Origin of the sequence: Flavobacterium lacisediminis (assembly GCF_025909975.1) — a bacterium.
In the GTDB taxonomy this organism is placed as follows: Bacteria; Bacteroidota; Bacteroidia; order Flavobacteriales; family Flavobacteriaceae; genus Flavobacterium; species Flavobacterium lacisediminis.
Genome location: NZ_JAPCIO010000025.1, coordinates 1 through 660, shown reverse-complemented (window position 1 = coordinate 660; position 660 = coordinate 1). Strand labels below are relative to the sequence as shown.

Annotated in this window: 1 pseudogene; it reads left to right on the top strand. The window is 39.7% G+C overall.

Annotated features, from left to right (window positions below):
* Positions 1-660 (top strand): annotated as a pseudogene (locus tag OJ995_RS13505) (adhesin); the annotation flags it as partial.

Genomic DNA, 660 nt, shown 5'->3' with positions numbered 1-660 from the left:
CCAGTAACAGGATTTACATATCCAACACCAGTTTGTAGCAATGGAGCAAATATTACTCCAACAACAGTTGTAGGGTTTACCACAGGCGGAACGTATAGTTCAACACCAGGTTTATCTATTAACGGATCAACAGGAGAAATTAACGTTGCAGGAAGTACACCAGGAAATTATACTATTACTTATTTATATCCAGCCACTACTTGTGGTCCAGTAGGAAGTAGTACATTTAATATTACAATTACGGCTTTACCAGTAGCAACAATTTCTTATGCTGGTTCGCCATATTGTGCAACAGGCTTAGCAACGGTAACCCAAACAGGAAATACAGGAGGTGTTTATTCTTCAACACCAGGTTTGGTTATTAATGCAGGAACAGGAGAAGTTGATTTAGCAGCAAGTACATCAGGAACATATACAGTTTCGTATACTATTGCAGCAGCAGCTGGATGTCCGGCAGTAGTTGCAACAGCATCTATTACTATTAATCCAATTGTTACTCCAGTAACAGGATTTAGTTATTCAACTCCAGTGTGTAGTAATGGATCAAACATTACTCCAACAACAGTTGTAGGATTTACCACAGGTGGAACGTATAGTTCAACGCCAGGTTTGTCAATCAACGGATCAACAGGAGAAATTAACGTTGCAGGCAGTACACCA